18 protein-coding genes are annotated in these 17,769 nt (G+C 63.6%); 15 read left to right on the top strand and 3 right to left on the bottom strand.

Going from position 1 to position 17,769, the window contains the following annotated elements; translation table 11 throughout:
* The first annotated feature begins 44 nt into the window (after nucleotides 1-44).
* The 5 genes from P3G66_RS07625 to P3G66_RS07605 all read left to right on the top strand — a co-directional run bounded on the left by P3G66_RS07625 (nucleotide 45) and on the right by P3G66_RS07605 (nucleotide 4,301).
* On the top strand, nucleotides 45-899 hold the full coding sequence (locus P3G66_RS07625) for a biotin--[acetyl-CoA-carboxylase] ligase (RefSeq protein ID WP_003940755.1): 855 nt from the start codon (nucleotides 45-47) through the stop codon (nucleotides 897-899).
* Nucleotides 900-1,017: 118 nt separating this feature from the next.
* Nucleotides 1,018-1,593 carry a DUF308 domain-containing protein gene (locus P3G66_RS07620; protein WP_003941007.1) on the top strand — a complete coding sequence of 192 codons (576 nt, stop codon included), beginning with the start codon at nucleotides 1,018-1,020 and terminating at the stop codon, nucleotides 1,591-1,593.
* Between the two features lie 74 nt (nucleotides 1,594-1,667).
* Nucleotides 1,668-2,234, top strand: coding sequence for a PH domain-containing protein (locus P3G66_RS07615; protein WP_003941034.1), 567 nt, complete (start codon nucleotides 1,668-1,670; stop codon nucleotides 2,232-2,234).
* A 37-nt stretch (nucleotides 2,235-2,271) separates the two neighbouring features.
* Complete coding sequence (locus tag P3G66_RS07610) at nucleotides 2,272-2,952, top strand: response regulator transcription factor (RefSeq protein WP_003940916.1); 681 nt, start codon at nucleotides 2,272-2,274, stop codon at nucleotides 2,950-2,952.
* Nucleotides 2,953-2,978: 26 nt separating this feature from the next.
* A complete protein-coding gene (locus tag P3G66_RS07605; protein WP_007731154.1) occupies nucleotides 2,979-4,301 on the top strand; it encodes a HAMP domain-containing sensor histidine kinase in 1,323 nt (440 codons plus the stop codon).
* A 26-nt stretch (nucleotides 4,302-4,327) separates the two neighbouring features.
* Here P3G66_RS07605 and P3G66_RS07600 read toward each other — a convergent pair whose 3' ends face one another.
* Nucleotides 4,328-4,927, bottom strand: coding sequence for a GtrA family protein (locus P3G66_RS07600; RefSeq protein ID WP_081557655.1), 600 nt, complete (start codon nucleotides 4,925-4,927; stop codon nucleotides 4,328-4,330).
* 122 nt (nucleotides 4,928-5,049) lie between these two features.
* On the opposite strand from P3G66_RS07600, the gene P3G66_RS07595 reads away from it, so the two are divergent.
* The 7 genes from P3G66_RS07595 (at nucleotide 5,050) to P3G66_RS07565 (ending at nucleotide 12,529) form a co-directional block, all read left to right on the top strand.
* Entirely contained in the window at nucleotides 5,050-6,318 is a 1,269-nt protein-coding gene (locus P3G66_RS07595) for a 5-(carboxyamino)imidazole ribonucleotide synthase (protein WP_047271712.1), read from the top strand.
* Nucleotides 6,302-6,814, top strand: a complete 513-nt coding sequence (purE, locus tag P3G66_RS07590; protein WP_042922155.1) for a 5-(carboxyamino)imidazole ribonucleotide mutase — start codon at nucleotides 6,302-6,304, stop codon at nucleotides 6,812-6,814. The genes P3G66_RS07595 and purE overlap by 17 nt, the downstream gene beginning before the upstream one ends.
* 7 nt (nucleotides 6,815-6,821) lie before the next feature.
* On the top strand, nucleotides 6,822-7,199 hold the full coding sequence (locus P3G66_RS07585) for a hypothetical protein (RefSeq protein WP_054832030.1): 378 nt from the start codon (nucleotides 6,822-6,824) through the stop codon (nucleotides 7,197-7,199).
* A gap of 35 nt (nucleotides 7,200-7,234) precedes the next feature.
* Entirely contained in the window at nucleotides 7,235-8,422 is a 1,188-nt protein-coding gene (locus P3G66_RS07580; protein ID WP_007731164.1) for a sensor histidine kinase, read from the top strand.
* Between the two features lie 35 nt (nucleotides 8,423-8,457).
* Entirely contained in the window at nucleotides 8,458-9,150 is a 693-nt protein-coding gene (locus P3G66_RS07575) for a response regulator transcription factor (RefSeq protein ID WP_003940960.1), read from the top strand.
* Between the two features lie 134 nt (nucleotides 9,151-9,284).
* Nucleotides 9,285-10,082, top strand: a complete 798-nt coding sequence (locus tag P3G66_RS07570) for an ABC transporter ATP-binding protein (protein ID WP_003940882.1) — start codon at nucleotides 9,285-9,287, stop codon at nucleotides 10,080-10,082.
* Nucleotides 10,079-12,529, top strand: a complete 2,451-nt coding sequence (locus P3G66_RS07565) for an FtsX family ABC transporter permease (RefSeq protein ID WP_276116355.1) — start codon at nucleotides 10,079-10,081, stop codon at nucleotides 12,527-12,529. Before P3G66_RS07570 ends, P3G66_RS07565 begins: the two co-directional genes overlap by 4 nt.
* A gap of 3 nt (nucleotides 12,530-12,532) precedes the next feature.
* Here P3G66_RS07565 and P3G66_RS07560 read toward each other — a convergent pair whose 3' ends face one another.
* Together P3G66_RS07560 and P3G66_RS07555 are read right to left on the bottom strand one after the other, a co-directional pair.
* Nucleotides 12,533-13,246, bottom strand: coding sequence for a TIGR03089 family protein (locus P3G66_RS07560; protein WP_276116354.1), 714 nt, complete (start codon nucleotides 13,244-13,246; stop codon nucleotides 12,533-12,535).
* Nucleotides 13,247-13,267: 21 nt separating this feature from the next.
* On the bottom strand, nucleotides 13,268-14,749 hold the full coding sequence (locus P3G66_RS07555; protein ID WP_054187643.1) for an LCP family protein: 1,482 nt from the start codon (nucleotides 14,747-14,749) through the stop codon (nucleotides 13,268-13,270).
* A gap of 114 nt (nucleotides 14,750-14,863) precedes the next feature.
* Between P3G66_RS07555 and rfbD the strand changes: the two genes are divergently transcribed.
* Genes rfbD through P3G66_RS07540 form a run of 3 tightly spaced genes read left to right on the top strand, consistent with a single transcriptional unit; the run spans nucleotide 14,864 to nucleotide 17,740 of the window.
* Nucleotides 14,864-15,703, top strand: coding sequence for a dTDP-4-dehydrorhamnose reductase (rfbD, locus tag P3G66_RS07550; protein ID WP_003940884.1), 840 nt, complete (start codon nucleotides 14,864-14,866; stop codon nucleotides 15,701-15,703).
* A gap of 43 nt (nucleotides 15,704-15,746) precedes the next feature.
* Nucleotides 15,747-16,661, top strand: coding sequence for a glycosyltransferase family 2 protein (locus P3G66_RS07545; protein ID WP_003940999.1), 915 nt, complete (start codon nucleotides 15,747-15,749; stop codon nucleotides 16,659-16,661).
* Complete coding sequence (locus tag P3G66_RS07540) at nucleotides 16,658-17,740, top strand: NDP-sugar synthase (RefSeq protein WP_037125580.1); 1,083 nt, start codon at nucleotides 16,658-16,660, stop codon at nucleotides 17,738-17,740. Before P3G66_RS07545 ends, P3G66_RS07540 begins: the two co-directional genes overlap by 4 nt.
* The last annotated feature ends 29 nt before the right edge of the window (nucleotides 17,741-17,769 follow it).

Raw genomic sequence — 17,769 nt, 5'->3', positions numbered from 1 at the left:
AGCTACTGACCAGTACATTCTCGCCGTCGTCATAGGCTGGGGCTATGTGGACCGACTTGAACCGACCGCCCCTCGACGGCAATGCCCTACGACGCGCACTCGTGCGCAGTGACAACGACGACGCGCGCGTTTTCTGGAACCGCCTCGACGTTGTCGAGGAGACCGGTTCGACGAACGCGGATCTCCTTGCGCGAGCGGCAGATCCGGATGCCGACCGTCACGTTCTGATCGCCGAATATCAGGCGAGTGCCCGTGGCCGTCATTCGCGCACGTGGGTGAGTCCGCCGCAAGCGCAGATCTCGATGTCGGTTCTGCTGTCGATGCCCGGAATGAATCTCGCGGACATGGGTTGGCTCCCGCTACTGTCGGGAATCGCGGTCGTCGACGCGCTGCGCAACGTGGCCGAAGTGCCCGCAGAACTCAAGTGGCCGAACGACGTTCTCATCGGTGACAAGAAGGTCGCCGGCATTCTGGCCGAGGTGGCGAGGACGGCGCCCGATCCCGCGGTGGTGGTGGGGATCGGGCTGAACGTGAGCCTCGGCGTCGAGGAGCTGCCCGTCCCGACCGCTACGTCACTGCTGATCGAAGAAGCATCGACTGTCGACCGCGACACTCTCGTTCGCGCAATCGCCCGTGAATTGGCGACGCAATTCCGTGCTTGGGAATCGTCGAAATGGGATACATCTGTGTTGGCTGCCGAATACCGGCAGCGCTGCGGGACGCTGGGCAAACGAGTCCGCGCGGTTTTGCCGGGCGACAAGGAGGTGTTCGGTATCGCGACCGACGTCGACACTTCCGGACGCGTCGTCATCGAAATCGAGGGAACAGATGGGGAGACCTTTGCGGTCGCAGCGGGTGATATCACGCACCTTCGCGCCGCCCCGGTCACCGAATCGTGAACGTTGCCGGATTTTCTGGCACCAAAGTGCTAATTTTTGGCCCGGACCGGTTTTCGAACCAACCGTCCGTCCTTCATTTCATTCAACTGCGGGATTTACCGAGCTGCCTAGGGGCGTCATGACCACACCGATCGTTGTTCCGACCGAAGCCGAGACGGCCGAGAGCGCTCGCCGCGTACTCACCGGCGTGACGGTGCTGCTCGGTGTCCTTACATTGGGCCTGGGTATCGCGGTACTCGCGTGGCCGGATGCCACGCTGTTCGTGGTCGCGGTTGTCATTGCGATCCAGTTGTTCGGATTCGGAATCGTTCAGATCATCCGTTCGTTTGCGGACGTGACGGCTTCGGGTGGAACTCGGACGCTCGTCGCGATCTCCGGCGCGTTGGCAGTGCTCCTCGGATTCCTGGTTCTCCGTAGCCCTTTGCAGACGGTGGTTCTGATCGCGTTGGTGATCGGTGCCTGGTGGGTATTCCGTGGCGTTCTCGATCTGGTCGACGCGGCGTCCGGGCACACCGTCGATCGCGGTCTGTCGATCGTGCTCGGAGTCATCAGCATCGTCGCGGGTGCAATCGTCCTTCTGCAGCCCGAACTCTCGCTCGACGTCTTCCGCATCGTGGTCGGCGTGTGGATGGTGCTGTACGGCATCATCATCGTCGTGACCCCGTTGGTGCTGCGAAAGATCGCGCAGCCCTGAGCGTTGCCCTGAAGACGGGTGTGACTGAAAGTCGGTGTGCCTGAAAGTCGGTGCGGGGTGGCAGACTTCCCGTCATGGGATATCCCGAAGACGCCCTCGCTCAGGACGAGGAACTGATACTGCATCGCCATCCTCATTGGAAGATGTTGGTGCTTCCGGCGCTGACGTTCGTACTTGCGACGGCCGTCGCCGGGTTCTTGCTGGGCCTCGCACAGACGAGATTGGACGGCACGGCTCGCACCGTGTCGTCCATTGCCGTCGGAATCATCTGGCTCGGTGTCGTGGCCTGGCGGTCGGTTGCGCCCTTCACGGTTTGGAAGTTCACGCATTTCATCGTCACCGATCGGCGGGTGCTCATCCGCCACGGAGTGCTCACGCACACGGGTATCGACATTCCCATGGGGCGGATCAGCAATGTTCAGTTCCGTCACGGCCTGATCGATCGAATGCTCAAGACCGGAACTCTGGTCATCGCATCTGCCAGTGACGATCCGCTCGAGTTCGACGACATTCCTGACGTCGAGCACGTTCACGCCCTGCTGTATCACCAGGTTTTCGATTCCATGCAGCAGCCACCATCGCAGGCACCGCAGTGGCCTTCAGGTGAAAACGACGACCCGAATGATCGAAATGGCTGGTAATCAACGTGCAAAGGCGTGTTGTCCGTAGTCTGTTCGTGTGACTGCCGTATTGCTAGCCGAAGACGACGAGGCCATTGCTGCACCCCTTTCCCGCGCCTTGGGGCGTGAAGGGTATTCGGTGACGGTCGAACCGACCGGACCCGCTGCGTTGCAGCAGGCGCTCGAAGGTGATTTCGACCTGTTGATTCTCGATCTCGGCCTTCCGGGCATGGACGGCCTCGAGGTCTGCCGACAGATTCGTGCGCATCGCACCTCGCTCGCCGTGCTGATGTTGACCGCCAGGACCGACGAAGTCGACTTCGTGGTCGGGTTGGACGCGGGCGCCGACGACTACGTCAGCAAGCCGTTTCGTCTCGCCGAGTTGATGGCACGTGTGCGAGCACTCCTGCGTCGCCACGGTGGCCGCGAGGACACGATCGTCGAGGTCGGTGGCATCAGGCTCGAGCCCGCGGCACGACGCGTACTCGTCAACGGCTCCGAAATCGCCTTGGCCAACAAGGAATACGAGCTTCTGCGGGTCCTCCTCGAGCACGCCGGGGAAGTGGTCTCGCGCGATACGATCCTTCGTGAGGTGTGGGGCGACGTCGAGCTTCGTGGATCGAAGACGCTCGACATGCACATGTCGTGGCTGCGCCGCAAGATCGGCGACGAGGGCCCCGCCGTGGAACGCAGGATTGCCACCGTCCGCGGTGTCGGTTTCCGAATCAACACCGACTAACTTCTCGAGAATCAGGAACTGCCGGCATGCGGCGTCGCATATTGCAGTCGATTCTCGCTGTCGTGATCATGACGGCGTTGCTGCTGGGGGTTCCGCTGATCTACACGGCGTGGCTCTGGGTGGAGGACGTGACGCGAAGTGATCTCCGGGTGCGCCTCGACCGGATGGCCGCTGAGGTCATCGCGCAAGAGGGGACGAACGGACTCGTCGAAGGTGCGTTGAACACAGATTCGCTCAAGGTTCTCACCCCGAACGACGGGCGCCTCGTCGTCGTGTATCCGACCGTCGTCGACGGCGCCGCACGCGTCGACGTCGGTGAGGCGACGGTCAAGAACGCACTCGTCGAATCGCTCGCGATGGGAACGTCCGGCTCGTTGCGCCTCGAGGTGCCGTCGGAGAACCTGCGCACCCAGCAGAAACAAGCGGTGATGGCTGTCGGCGTGCTCGTGCTTCTGTCCATCACGGCAGGCACCGTGGTAGCTGTGGTCACTGCGCGTCGGCTTGCCGATCCGCTGCAGGATGTGGCCGACCGGGCGGCGCGCCTCGCCGAAGGCGACTTCCGGCCGGATCCTCGTCGGCACGACATCCCCGAACTCGACCGCGTGTCCGACGTCCTCGATGCGGCAACCGTGGAGATCTCCGTGCGGCTGCAACGAGAGCGCGCGCTGGTTGCGGACGTCTCGCATCAACTGCGCAGTCGACTGACTGCAGTGCGGCTGCGCCTGGACGAGTTGTCCGTTCACGAAGATCCTGACGTCGTGAACGAGGCCGAGGAAGCCATGGCGCAAGTGGACAGGCTCACCGACGGAATCGACGACCTGATTCGCTCGTCGCGCACCAGTGGGTCATCGGCGAGTCTGGTGTCGGTAGTCGGCGAGCTGGAACAGGTGACTCGCGACTGGCAGGCTCAGTTCGACGGAGAGGGACGCAGGCTGCGCCTACGCGGCGATCGCACGGTGATGGCCGCGACCACAGGTTCGCGTCTGCGTGAAGCTGTTTCCGTTCTGGTCGACAATTCGTTCGAACACGGTGAAGGCACGTGCACGGTGTCTGTGCGATTGATCGACGGTACGGGTCGCAGTTCGTCTCGCCGTGACTCGATGGTGTGCGTCGAGGTCACCGACGAAGGCTCCGGTGTGGAGAACGATCTGGCGCCGCACATCTTCGACAGAGGATTTTCGGGGGCGGGGTCCACCGGCGTCGGGTTGGCGCTCGCACGTGCACTGATCGAAGCCGACGGGGGCCGACTGGAACTGCAGAGGCGTAAGCCTGCCTTGTTCGCCGTCTTCCTGCCGGTGGCCAACACGGCGCCGACCGCGGACGTCGTTCCGCACCGCGAACCGCGCTGACCGAAAGGCCGGCGCAGACGGAAAACTCAGGAGTGCCCGAGCTCCTCTTCGGCATCAGGAATTACCGGCTCAGGCGCTGTGGTTTCGGATAACGCTGTGGTTTCGGGCAACCCTGTGGTGTCGGACAGTTCGAGCGGTTCCGGATTCTCGTCGGGAAACACGAACTTGCGGAAGGCCCAGAATCGGAACGCCATCTGCAGCAGGTTGCCGATGACATATGCACTGATGAAGTCGGCGATGTTCTCCGTCGCCAGGCTGACTTCGGGTACGCGCAGGTTGAAGACGTAACTGGAGATGTACAGCGGGATGAAGCTGATGACGACACCGATGGCGCTGATGATGAAGAACAGCGCAGCTTCGTGCGCTGGTTCACGGCCACCACGGTTCTTGAACGACCACTCGCGGTTGAGAATGTACGACGCGATCACCGCGACGACGCCGGCGATGATCTTGGCCGTGATCGGCTTGGATTCGAGGATCGACAGCTTGAGTGTGTAGAAGATGCCCGAGTCGATGAGGAAGGTCGTTCCGCCGACGATCGCGAATTTGATCAGCTCGCTGTGACGCAGAGCGATGTCACGAAACGGTTGGGGTATGCGGGCAATGACCCCGTCGACAAATGGCACAACAGATGAGTTTACGAAACGAAACCGCGTTACCACCAATTTGCCGCGGATTCATCAGCAGAATCACAGATTGGGAACGCTGAATGAACGGGCGAACGCGGCACATGACAACATAGAGAGCCGTGACCGGCAACAACGATCCCGCGCAGATCCCCGCCCGCCCGACCACCCCTCGACCGGCAAAAGCATCCATGCCCGTCGTCACCATGATCGGTGGCGGACAGTTGGCCAGGATGACTCACCAGGCTGCGGTGGCCCTGGGCCAGACGCTCCGAGTGCTCTCCGGGACTTCGGACGAGCCGGCAGCCCAGGTCAGCCCCGACGTCGTGCTCGGCAGCCACACCGACCTCGACGCTCTTCGCCGCGCAGCGGTCGGTTCCAATGCACTGACGTTCGACCACGAGCACGTGCCCACGGAGCATCTCGAGGTTCTTGTTGCCGAAGGCGTGAACGTTCAGCCGCCGCCGCAGGCTCTGATCTTCGCTCAGGACAAACTGCTGATGCGTCGCAAACTTGCCGAACTGGGCGCGCCCGTACCTGCGTACGCCGAAGTGACGTGGGCAGAAGACGTCGTGCGTTTCGGTGCCCAACACGGTTGGCCGCTTGTCATCAAGGCAACTCGCGGAGGCTACGACGGCCGCGGAGTCTGGATCACCGACGATCAGGACGAAGCAGAGGCCATTGTCACCGAGCAGCTGGACAAGGGTGTTCCGCTGATCGTCGAGGAAATGGTCTCGATGCGTCGGGAACTGTCCGCCATGGTCGCGCGGTCGCCGTTCGGCCAGGGCGCTACGTGGCCGGTCGTAGAGACCGTTCAGCGCAACGGCCAGTGCGCCGTCGTGATCGCACCTGCTCCCGCCCTTTCGAGTGCCGTTGCCGAGGAAGCCGAACAATTGGCGTTGCGCATCGCGTCCGAGCTCGGTGTTGTCGGCTCGATGGCCGTCGAACTCTTCGAGACGACTGACGGCACTCTCGTGGTCAACGAGCTGGCCATGCGCCCGCACAACTCCGGTCACTGGACGATGGACGGCGCTCGCACCTCTCAGTTCGAACAGCATCTGCGTGCAGTTCTCGACTACCCGCTCGGCGACACCTCGCCGATCGCGCCGGTAACGGTGATGGCCAACGTTCTCGGTGCGCCGGAAGCACCCGAGATGACGATGGACGAGCGTGTCCATCACCTGTTCGCTCGGATGCCCGACGCGAAGATCCACCTGTACGGCAAGGGTGAGCGCAAGGATCGCAAGATCGGTCACGTCAACATCGTGGGCGGCGCCGGATCCATCGACGATCCGAATTACGTTGCCGCAGTACGGGAACGCGCCGAGCGTGCAGCACATTGGCTTTCGTATGCAGTTTGGACCGACGGATGGGATGTACACGGTGAGTGAGAGCGCGCAGGTCGGCCTGATCATGGGCAGCGATTCGGATTGGCCGACCATGGAAGCTGCAGCCGAAGCTTTGGCCGAGTTCGGTATCCGCTTCGAGGTCGGTGTCGTCTCGGCGCACCGCACGCCTCAGCGGATGCTCGACTACGCCAAGGAAGCTTCCGACCGCGGAATCAAGGTCATCATCGCCGGTGCCGGTGGCGCCGCGCATCTTCCGGGCATGGTTGCCTCGGCCACGCCGTTGCCCGTCATCGGTGTTCCGGTGCCGCTCAAGTACCTCGACGGTATGGATTCGCTGCTTTCGATCGTGCAGATGCCGGCCGGCGTCCCGGTGGCGACGGTCTCGATCGGTGGTGCTCGCAACGCCGGTCTGTTGGCTGCTCGGATCCTCGGCGCTTCGGACCCTGCACTTCAGCAGCGGATGGTGGCCTTCCAGGAGAGCCTCGAGTCGATGGTCCTCGACAAGGACAAGGCGCTCCGCGAGAAACTGCTGGGCTGATTCTCTCGTGTGTGCACGACGCGGGCTGCCGCTGATCCGAGCGAGTCGGGGCAGCGCGCAGTCCGCATTCGTCACCCGCGTCGCCCTGTTCTACGCCGGGATTCTCCGCGCGGACATCCGCTTCGACGACGAGTCCGGGATCTTCGTCGCTTCCGGGCTGCGCAGCGGGTTCGCCAGAGGGGGAACAACTCTCGGTGGTGTGTATCTCACGCGGCGAAACACGACGCGATCCGTCCTTCGCCACGAGGCAGTCCACGCGGACCAATGGGCCAGGTACGGAATCATATTCGGGTTGTTGTACCTGCGTGAGGAACTGCGTCATCGCGGGCCGCGCAACCGCTTCGAAATCGAGGCCGGTCTCGAAGACGGCGGTTACCGCACCTGAGTGAGAGCTCGTCAGTAAAAGCTACTCTTGGCGGCATGGCTCGTTTTCCGACTAGTGAACGCTTCGTCCGTTGGAGCGCGGATCATGCTCGCGGTGTGGACATCTGCATTGCGACGGTTGCCGCACTGTTCAGCGTTGTCGTGGCGGTCGAGGCGAGTCCGCTGGCGGTGTTCATCTCGCTGGGTATGACCGTTCCGTTGGCGTGGCGACGCTCGCGCCCCGAACTCTCCGGCATGGTGATCGCAGGGTTCGCAGTTCTACACGTGATCTTCATCGGCAACACACTGCTCGCATCGGCCGTTGTCGTACCCATCTCCCTGTACGCGCTGGCCGCCTACGGCGCTCGGTGGAGTTCACTCACCGGGCTGGTGCTCGCGTTGCTCGGCTCGATTGCCGGGACTGTTCGATACTTCGGCTACGACGGAATCCCGGTGTCCTCGCAGGTCATGCAGTCCGTGGCCGTCATGATCTTCATGCTCGCGGTCTGGGCGTTCGGTGATTTGCGTCGAGTTCGCACCAAACAATTGGAAGGTCTGACCGAGCGCGCACGGTTGCTCGAACTCGAGCGTGCGCAGGAAGCGGAAATCGCGACGATCAGCGAACGCTCGAGGATTGCGCGCGAGATGCACGACATCGTCGCGCATTCGTTGACCGTTGTCATCGCTCAGGCCGACGGTGGACGCTACAGCGCGGCCAAGGATCCTCAGGCTGCAATTCAGGCACTCGAAACAATTGCCTCCACCGGCCGCCAAGCGTTGACCGACATGCGATCGCTGCTGTCCGTCCTGCGCGAGGACACGCCCCGTGATTTCTCGGTGATCCCGGGCGCCGGCGACATCGACAGTCTCTTCCACGAGTTACGCAGCAGCGGACTCGACATCGCCGTCAGCGTGACCGGGGAACCACGCGAACTCTCTGCGGGTGCGGGGTTGACGGCGTATCGCATCGTGCAGGAATCGCTGACGAACGTTCTCAAACATGCGGGGCCTGGAGCACAGGCGAGCGTCGAGATGACATGGGCTGAAACCGAACTCGTTCTCGGTATCACCGACGACGGACGAGGCGGCAGCGCCGCGCTGGTCGAATCGTCACCAGGCGGACAGGGACTGATCGGAATGGCCGAGCGAGCCAAGCTGCACGGAGGCAAAGTGACCGCCGGACCGAAATCAGGCGGCGGATACAGCGTCCGGGCCGTCTTGCCGTACGAACGAACGTCTGGGTAGGTCTTGAAACGTCCGAAGGTCTTAAGGTGAGTGGCATGGACGAACACGTGGCTCCGATCGCAGTGGCACTGATCGACGATCAGCAGCTGGTCCGCGCAGGTTTTCGAATGGTCATCGACTCACAGCCGGATCTGTCGGTGGTTGTCGAGGCTTCGGACGGTCAGCAGGCGTTGACCGAGTTGGCCGCCCGTCATGTCGACGTCGTTCTGATGGATGTCCAGATGCCGAAGATGGACGGCATCGAGGCGACTCGTCGGCTCCTGGCCGACCCCGATGCGCCGAAGGTCGTGGTGCTCACCACCTTCGACAACGACGAGTACGTGATGTCGGCTATCCGGGCGGGCGCCAGTGGTTTCCTGCTCAAGGACGTGCCACCGGAGCAGTTGCTCGACGCCATCCGCACCGTGCACCGCGGGGACGCGGTGATCGAAGCCCGGGCCACTCGGCGACTGCTTCAGCACGTCGGACCGCTCCTGGAAGGCTCGGCGCCCGAAGCGCAGTTGCCCGAAGAGTTGACGCCGCGCGAGGTCGAGGTGCTCGAAGCCATGGCGTACGGGCTGTCGAATTCGGAGATCGCTGCAAAATTCCACGTCTCCGAGACGACAGTGAAAACCCATGTCGGACGGGTTCTTTCGAAGACTCATTCTCGTGATCGTGTACAGGCAGTCGTCTTCGCCTTCCAGATCGGACTTGTCCGGCGCGCAGATCTCCTCGGCACCGAGGGCTGACACGCCGCCCTGTCCAGTCCTACCCCGGGATGACACCGGGCTCTCCAAGATCGCCCCGCACTCCGACGCGGAGACCACTTGCGCTGCAATAACGTTGATTCCGTCATAGCGAGAAGCTTTACGGAGGGCAAAAAATGCATGCGCACACCACGACGGAACCAGCCGCAGTGCCGGCGATCACTGCCCGCGGTGTCACCAAGGTGTACGGCACCGGTGAGACCACGGTTCACGCGCTCGGCGGAGTCGACGTGGACTTCGGTCGCGAGCGGTTCACCGCGATCATGGGCCCGTCCGGCTCCGGAAAGTCGACGCTCATGCACTGCCTGGCCGGACTCGACACGGTCTCGGGTGGGCAGGTTTTCCTGGGCGACACCGAAGTCACGAAACTCGGCGACACGGAGCTCACCGAACTGCGACGCGAGCGAATCGGATTCGTCTTCCAAGCGTTCAACCTGCTACCGGTGCTCACTGCTCGGGAGAACATGCTGCTGCCGATGAAGCTGGCAGGTAGTGAACCCTCGCCCGAGTGGATGGACGAGGTGATCGGAAAGCTGGGCCTGTCGCAGCGCCTCGGCCACCTGCCGCACGAGTTGTCCGGCGGTCAGCAGCAACGTGTAGCTGTCGCCCGTGCATTACTGCCCCAGCCCGACGTGATCTTTGCCGACGAGCCTACCGGCAACCTGGATTCCCGTTCCGGGACAGAGGTTCTGGGACTCTTGCGCACCAGTGTCCGGGAGACCGGTCAGACGGTCGTGATGGTGACACACGATCCGGTGGCGGCGTCGTACGCGGATCGAGTCGTGTTGATCGCGGACGGGCGTATAGCCGGAGAGATCGACCATCCCACCGTCGACTCGGTGATCGGTGCCATGCGAGCTCTCGGTGCCGACGACCTGGCCGATGTTCCTGCAGTTTCGGGTGCATTGCGATGAGAGGTCTGGCTTTTGCGCAGGCGCGGGCACACGCCGGGCGCTATGTGGCGTCGATACTCGCGGTGGTGATCGCCGTCGGATACATCGTCGCGACGTTGACCTTAAGCTCGACGGTCGACGCGAGTGTGAGCAAATCACTTGCGACGCAATACGAAACCACAGATGTCGTCGCGTCCGGTCCAGGCGTGACGGAAGCACTGCTGAGCGCGGTGCCGGGCGTCTCGGCGGTGGCCGACGACGTGTCGACCTATGTTCGTGTCGACTCCGAGGCAAAGGGCGCGTCCTACGGGGATGCGCTCTCGATTGCCGACAATCCCGAATTGCGTTGGGAGAAGGTGTCGGAGGGATCGATTCCGGCCGGTCTGGGGCAGGTGTTGGTGAGCGCGGACTCCGGGATACCGATCGGTGCCCGAATCACAGTCACGGCACGGGATTCGACGGTCGGTGCCGCTGCACCCACCGCGGAGGTAGTCGGACTGGTCGACCTCTCCGGTTCGGCGCAACGACTGGGCGGGATCAAGATATTCACCACCGCCGAGCAGGTGAGCGCGTGGGCCGGTGACAGTGCCGAACGTGAGTTCCGTGTCGCCGGTGACGGTTCACGCTCTCAGCAAGAACTCGTGGATTCGATCTCGAGCGCGTTGCCCGCGGACTCCACCGTGCTGACCGGCGACGAAGCCACAGACAACGCCGCAGCCGAATACATGGGCGGCACCAAGATCCTCAGCACGGTGTTGCTCGCCTTCGGCGCCATCGCCGTTGTTGTTGCCGCGCTGGTGATCGCCAATACATTTGCCGTGCTGCTCGCGGCGCGCACTCAGGAACTTGCGTTGCTGCGATGCGTCGGCGCCACGGCCAAACAGGTTCGCCGGAGCATTCGCAGTGAAGCCGCGGCGGTCGGCGTGATCGCCTCGGTGATCGGCGTCGGACTCGGTGTCGGACTCGCCTGGGCGATCGGTCGGGTAGCAACGGCCGCCGATGTGCCGGTTCCTCTTTCGTCACTGAGCGTCACCCCGGTGACCGTGCTGGTCGGTCTCGCTGTCGGCATCGTGATGACGATGCTCGCTGCATCTGCGCCCGGGCGGGCGGCAACGAGGCTCTCCCCGCTGGCGGCGCTGCAGCCGATGGAGTCCAAGCCTGAGAGCGTTCAGGTATCGGTGGTGCGCCGGGTTCTCGGCGTCGTGACCCTGCTCGCGGGCATCGCGATGACCGTCCTGGGAGTGACGAATCAGCAGGTGCCGGCGGCAACCGCCGGTGGACTGTTCTCGTTCCTGGGGATCGCGGCACTGTCCGGTCGAATCGTGCCTGCACTGATCAATGCGGCCGGCGGAGTGTTAGCGAGACTGATCGGTCCGGTGGGAAGCCTGGCAGCAGGCAACGCCGGTAGGAACCCACGCCGCACCTCGGCGACAGCCACCGCATTGTTGATCGGTGTGGCCTTGACGAGCACGCTCGTCGTGGGAATCGCGACGGTCAAGGAAGCCGCACCCGCGGCGATGGACAGTCAATTCCCCGTCGACGTCATGGTGAGCAGTTCAGGTTCGGCACCGCTTCCCGCAGGGTTGGGCACAGACATCGCCGCGGTCAACGGTGTCGGCGCGGTGAGCGGTCTGGACAAGGCCGAACTGACGATCGACGGGCGCGGTTCGTTGGCCGGATTCGGCGTCGACGCTGCGCGGGTGAAAGATGTTCTGCGTACCGAGATCTCGGTACCCGCGGCCGGTCAGTTGGTGCTCTCGCCCGCTGACCTGACCGAATACAAGCTCTCGGCGGGCGATACGGCGACGGTGCGTGGGGATCGCGGCGTCGTGAACGTCAGCGTGGTCGAGGGCGTGAAAGGTCAACCAGCACTACTGGATCGAGGCGATCTCGGTGCAGCGGCCACCGCGCCGACCACCGATTCGTACTGGGTAAGGCTGGGGACGGATACTGACGAACAGGCTTTGGCCGCCACCGACCGCATCACCGAACTGGCACGCCAGGGAGCGCCGGGCAGCGATGTTCAGGGCATGACCGAGATGCGTTCAGCTCTCGATTCGATCCTCGACACCATGCTCATGGTGGTTGCCGGATTGCTGTCGGTAGCGGTGTTGATCGCTTTGATCGGCGTCGGAAACACCATGGCACTGTCCGTTCTCGAACGGCGCCGCGAATCCGGACTGCTTCGCGCACTCGGACTGACGAAGAAGGGAATTCGAGCCATGTTGATCTGGGAAGCACTGCTGGTGGCAGGAGTCGCATCGGTGATCGGAGTGCTGTTCGGGATGGTGTTCGGTGTAGCCGGTACCGCATCGGTATTCGGGATCGAGGACATCGCCCTCAGCGCAGTGCCGTGGGTGCAGTTGGTAGCCATCGTGTTGATCGGCGGAATCTGCGGTGTGATCGCGTCACTGCTCCCCGCTAGGCGGGCGGGGCTGGTGTCACCGGTAACAGCTCTCGCGAGCTAGCGTTCAGAACTGTTTCGTGACCTTCTCGGTGCCCACTCGGCGCGCGGTAGCTTCCGCGTCCGGGTGGGCCACCTGCACGAGTGAGGCACCCGCGGCGAGAACTGCCAGAAGCCCGTCGATCAATTCGTCTGCCGTGTCCCACGTGCGACTGGAGAGGACACGATCCGTCGACACCAATTCGACGTTCTTCGCCGATGCCCGTGCCGCGTCGATCGTGTCCGCTACGGACCGGCCTTCCAGCGCCGAACCGGCCCCGGCGCTACGGAACTGGTCGCCGTGCACACGGATGGAGGTTGCGTAGTCGGCGACGCCGAGCGGAAGATCGCTCAAACCTTTGCCGAACGCGTCGAGGGAGAGTGCGGCTACTTCCGGTACGTCCGCAACATCGTCCAGTCGGTCGGCAGTGACAAAAGCCAGTTCGGCGTCGGCGTCGGGGGAGAGGACCACCTCACCGCCTGCCCACCACACACCCAGCAAGACGGCGACGCTCTGCCAGTGCGCGGGAAGCAGCACGGCAACTTTGCCGCCGGACTCGAGAGCGAACTCGTCGCGAACCATGTTCGCTGTCTTTGCCGCCCAGTTGGCCAGAGTGCTCGCAGACAATTCGATGCGCTCGCCGGTGGCGTCGTCGTAGTAGGTCACGCGAGGGCCGGCCGGGTCGGCAGCCAGGATCGGTCCGAGGAGGGCGTCGGTCAGGTTGTCTACAGGCGAAGGCACCTAATCAGCTTACGCAGCGGTTCAGTTGACACAGCGCGGGCCGTTGGAGGCCGCGTCGATCGGCGGGCCGGGAGGGGCGGGAGTGGGGCTGGTCTCGGTGGTGCTCGACGATTCAGTGGTGCTTGTCGCTCCTTCGGACGGGGATACCGCGTCCGCGGACTGCGGGCCGCTGTAGTCCTCGGCAATGACAACCCGAACCTTGCCCGAGGACAATGACGAATCCGCCTTGACCGTCAGACCGCCGAGTGCCTCGGCGACCGCGAGTGCTGCGTCGTCGTCCGCGGACTTTGCGAACACCGTCGATTCGGTGACGTCGGAGCCGGTGTTGTTGCCGACCTGACCCTGCTTGTACCCGAGGGCACTCAACGCTTCGGAAACCCCGCTGGCCAACCCTGCGATGTCACTGGCGTTTGCGACGTCGACCGTGATCGAGGAGGCATTCACCGTGGTCGGTGCTTCGGAGGTCTCCGAGTCCTCGCTGTCGGCGCCGACCAATCCCGCGATGTACTTCTTGACGGCCTTGGGATCGACCTTGACGATGGACTCGCCGTAATCGGTCATGCCGTTGATGTCGAGAACGGGAATGGTCTCGAATTGCACCTTGCCGCCGGCCAGATTCTGCAACTGCTTGGCGAACTCGATGATGTCCCAGTCGTCGTCGATCACGACGGAACGCTGGACAGCCGAGGTCAGCTGACTGAGCTTGCCGGGGTCACTGAGGGTTTTTGCGCTGAGTACCTTGCTGACGAGAGAAGCCATGAACACCTGCTGGCGAACGATCCGGTCCAGGTCGCCGCGAGGAAGATCGTGTCGTTGTCGCACGAAGCTCAGCGCGTCGGCGCCGTCGAGTGTCTGTTTCCCGGCCGCGAAATTGGCTCCGGACATCGGTTCGTCGACCGGCGCGTTGAGGCACACGTCGACTCCGCCCACTGCGTTGGTCAGCAGGACGAATCCGAGTAGTCCGACTTCGGCGTAGTGATCGACGGTGATGCCGGTCAGATTCGCCACCGCTCCGATGAGCGCGGTCCGGCCGGCTTCCGTCGACTTCTTGTCTGCGTCGCTGTCGGACGACCCGTTGTTGACCAACTTCAGCCGTTCGGTTTCCTTGGTGGCACCGAACGCGGCGTTGATCTTCGACATACCGATACCCGGGACGTTGACGTACGCGTCGCGGGGAATCGAGATCGCGGTCGCGGAACTCCCGTCGTTGGGGACGCGGATCAAGATGATGGTGTCGGTATTGGACGCAACTTCCTCACCTGCGCGCAACGAGTCGAGCTCGCTTTGTGAGAGCGGGTTGCCGTGCGCGTCCGTTCGACTGTCCGTTCCCACCATCAGAATGTCGATGGCGCCGTCCTTGCCGCCACCGAGGCCGAGTCCGCTGGCAGTGGCAAGGCTGTTTCTCAACGAGTCCACACCCCGCCACGCGAACCCGGTGACCAGCAGTACGAGCACGGACAGCACCGCGACCGCTATGCGAGCCGGGCTCGTCTTGGTCCGAATCGGCGCAGGTCGTGGACGCGCGCGGCGCTGCGGTTGCTGGTGGGACACCCCTTCAGGTTACTGGTCCGATGCTCGGCCGCGGGTACCTCGACGCGGCGTGCCAGACTCAACCGTGTGACGAATATCCTGCTCACCGGCGCCCGAGGGCAGCTCGGAACACGTATCGATGCTCTCGCAACGTCGGCGGGTCACACTGTGACGGCCGTCGGTTCCCGCGAGCTCGACATCACCGACAGCCGCGCGGTCGACGACTTCGTCTCGCCTGGTTCGGTGCTGATCAACTGCGCTGCGTACACGGCCGTCGATGCTGCCGAGACCGACCAGGAGGCGGCGAGGGCGGTCAACGAGATCGGACCGCGGAATCTCGCGCAAGCCTGTGCACGGGTGGGTTCGCGGTTGATCCACGTTTCGACGGACTACGTCTTTCCGGGCGATGCAAGCTCGCCATACGACGTCGATGCACCGACCGGTCCCGCGACGGTCTACGGCCGAACCAAACTGGACGGCGAGATCGCTGTTCGAGAGTCGGGGGCTGACGCGGCCGTTGTCCGCACCGCGTGGGTGTACTCCGGTGTCGGCACGGATTTTGTCGCCACGATGAGAAGGCTCGAAGCCGAACGCGAATTCGTGAACGTCGTGGACGACCAGATCGGGTCACCCACGTACAGCGTCGATCTGGCCGGCGGCATCGTCGAACTCGCGCTGCTGGACTTCACGGGTGCGTCGACATTCCACGTGACCAATGGCGGGCAAGCAAGTTGGTACGAGTTGGCGCGAGCTGTTTTCGAGGAGATCGGCGCAGACCCTGCTCGGGTGCGCCCGTGCAGCAGTGCGGAGTTCGTACGCCCTGCCCCGCGCCCGGCATATTCGGTCTTGTCCGAGCGCGCGTGGGTTACCGCGGGAATGACGCCGCTGCGCCCGTGGCGAGAGGCTCTGCACGCCGCTCTGGCGTGAGCATTGTTCGGGGCAGTAGCCGCGGACGGCTAGGCTGACCGGCGTGAGTCCCAAGCTGGCCGTGGTAACGGTGACCTACTCGCCAGGCGAGCATCTCGAGAATTTCTTGAGCACGCTCGCTGTGGCGACGACAGAAAAACCCCAGGTCATCATGGCCGACAATGGGTCGACCGATGGTGCCCCCGAGGCCGCCGATGCCAAGTACGAGCATGTCCGTCTGCTTCGAACCGGCGGAAACATCGGGTACGGGGGAGCGATAAATCGGGCTGTAGCGGAGATCGATTCGTCGATCGAATTCGTCGTGATTTCCAACCCGGACGTCCAATGGGCACCCGGTTCACTCGACGAATTGGTGGCTGCGGCAAATCGGTGGCCAAGGGCCGGTGCACTGGGGCCGAAGGTCCTCGAACCGGACGGCAGTGTCTATCCGTCGGCGCGAACGGTGCCCGACATCACCTCGGGCGTCGGGCACGCGTTGCTCGGTACCGTATGGCCGAAGAACCCGTGGACTGCTCGTTACCGTCAGGAGAACGAGGCCGTCACCGAGCGTGCAGTGGGGTGGCTTTCCGGGTCGTGCCTGCTGGTGCGACGCGACGCCTTCGACACCATCTCCGGTTTCGACTCTCGTTACTTCATGTACATGGAGGACGTGGACTTCGGTGACCGCCTCGGAAAAGCCGGGTGGCTCAACGTATTCGTCCCCTCGGCCGTCGTCACCCATGCCAAAGGCCATGCGGCAGGACGTCATCCGGAACTGATGTTGCCTGCCCATCATCGCAGTGCGTACCAGTTCCAGGCTGATCGCCATCCGCACTGGTGGCAGGCTCCGCTACGACTTGCCTTGCGCGGTGGCCTCGCGGTGCGATCCAAGATCGCCGTAGCTTCTGCAGTTCGCGAGCGCGCTCGCACCGACAACTCGACCGACAACCCATCAGTTTCGAACCACGGGGGAAAATGATGTCCGATCCGAATCCGACCGACGCCGTAATCCTGGTAGGCGGCAAAGGCACTCGGCTGCGTCCGCTGACGCTGTCGGCACCCAAGCCGATGCTTCCGACCGCCGGCCTGCCGTTCCTGACGCACCTGCTCGCCCGCATCGAGGCAGCCGGAATCAAGCACGTCGTGCTCGGAACGTCCTTCAAGGCAGAGGTATTCGAGGACTACTTCGGCGACGGCTCCAAGATGGGCCTCGAGATCGACTACGTCTTCGAGACCGAACCGCTGGGCACCGGTGGCGGAATCCGCAATGTTCTGCCGAAGTTGCGCGGTGACAACGTCATGGTGTTCAACGGCGACGTGCTCGGTGGCACCGATCTGAACGGCATTCTCGAGACCCACGAGAAGACGGACGCCGACGTGACCCTGCATCTGGTTCGTGTGGGAGACCCGCGAGCATTCGGTTGTGTTCCGACCGACGAGGACGGACGAGTCTCGGCATTCCTGGAGAAGACTCAGGATCCGCCGACGGATCAGATCAACGCCGGCTGCTACGTCTTCAAGCGCGAGATCATCGAACAGATCCCCGAAGGACGACCGGTATCGGTCGAGCGCGAGGTGTTCCCGAATCTCCTGGCCGAGGGCAAGCGGGTGTTCGGCCACGTCGACTCGTCGTACTGGCGTGACATGGGAACCCCCGAGGACTTCGTTCGCGGTTCCGCCGACCTGGTGCGAGGTATCGCACCTTCGCCGGCTCTCGAAGGTCCGCGCGGCGAGTCGCTGGTTCACCCTGGGGCCGGAATCGCGCCGGGCGCTGTTCTGATCGGCGGCACGGTTGTCGGTCGAGGCGCAGAAGTTGGTGCAGGCGCTCGCCTCGACGGTGCAATTCTCTTCGACGGCGCCGTTGTGGAAGCCGGGGCGGTGGTCGAACGATCGATCCTCGGATTCGGCGTCCGTATCGGACCCCGAGCGCTGGTCCGCGACGCTGTCATCGGCGACGGCGCGGACATCGGTGCGCGGTGTGAATTGTTGCGCGGCGCACGCGTGTGGCCGGGGGTGACGCTGCCGGACGGTGGCGTGCGCTTCAGCACAGATGTGTGATCGTTAGCTGACCTACTGGAATACTGGCG

Source organism: Rhodococcus sp. C3V (assembly GCF_029269915.1).
Lineage (GTDB): Bacteria > Actinomycetota > Actinomycetes > Mycobacteriales > Mycobacteriaceae > Rhodococcus_F > Rhodococcus_F qingshengii.
This window is presented reverse-complemented; position numbering and strand designations above follow the sequence as displayed.

Coding starts and splice junctions, on each gene's coding strand:
- P3G66_RS07625 (WP_003940755.1), top strand. CDS start 45: ATGTGGACCGACTTGAACCGACCGCCCCTCGACGGCAATGCCCTACGA.
- P3G66_RS07620 (WP_003941007.1), top strand. CDS start 1,018: ATGACCACACCGATCGTTGTTCCGACCGAAGCCGAGACGGCCGAGAGC.
- P3G66_RS07615 (WP_003941034.1), top strand. CDS start 1,668: ATGGGATATCCCGAAGACGCCCTCGCTCAGGACGAGGAACTGATACTG.
- P3G66_RS07605 (WP_007731154.1), top strand. CDS start 2,979: ATGCGGCGTCGCATATTGCAGTCGATTCTCGCTGTCGTGATCATGACG.
- purE (WP_042922155.1), top strand. CDS start 6,302: ATGTACACGGTGAGTGAGAGCGCGCAGGTCGGCCTGATCATGGGCAGC.
- P3G66_RS07580 (WP_007731164.1), top strand. CDS start 7,235: ATGGCTCGTTTTCCGACTAGTGAACGCTTCGTCCGTTGGAGCGCGGAT.
- P3G66_RS07575 (WP_003940960.1), top strand. CDS start 8,458: ATGGACGAACACGTGGCTCCGATCGCAGTGGCACTGATCGACGATCAG.
- P3G66_RS07570 (WP_003940882.1), top strand. CDS start 9,285: ATGCATGCGCACACCACGACGGAACCAGCCGCAGTGCCGGCGATCACT.
- P3G66_RS07565 (WP_276116355.1), top strand. CDS start 10,079: ATGAGAGGTCTGGCTTTTGCGCAGGCGCGGGCACACGCCGGGCGCTAT.
- P3G66_RS07540 (WP_037125580.1), top strand. CDS start 16,658: ATGATGTCCGATCCGAATCCGACCGACGCCGTAATCCTGGTAGGCGGC.